Annotated in this window: 1 protein-coding gene; it reads left to right on the forward strand. The window is 49.6% G+C overall.

Annotation, left to right across the window (positions count from 1 at the left end; all coding sequences use genetic code 11):
* A partial coding sequence (locus tag AB4486_RS22655) for a cadherin-like domain-containing protein (protein WP_372118716.1) occupies nucleotides 1-224 on the forward strand: 224 nt, incomplete at both ends.

The following is a 224-nucleotide window of genomic DNA, read 5'->3' on the forward strand; positions in this document are numbered from 1 at the left end:
GATGGTACTAACACCGTTCAGGCTTCTGCGGATCTAACCGTTAACCCAGTTAATGACCTGCCTGTCCCTCAAGATCAACAGTTCAGCGTTGAAGAAGATGGAACGCTTATCTTCACCGATGCAGACCTATTAACAGGCGCTACTGACATTGAAGGCGACAACCTAACGGTTGAAGGTGTGACCTACGACGGTGGCGACGGTATTCTTACCGACAACGGTAATGG

The sequence above is a fragment of the Vibrio sp. 10N.222.55.C6 genome, from assembly GCF_041473395.1.
Classification (GTDB): domain Bacteria; phylum Pseudomonadota; class Gammaproteobacteria; order Enterobacterales; family Vibrionaceae; genus Vibrio; species Vibrio crassostreae_C.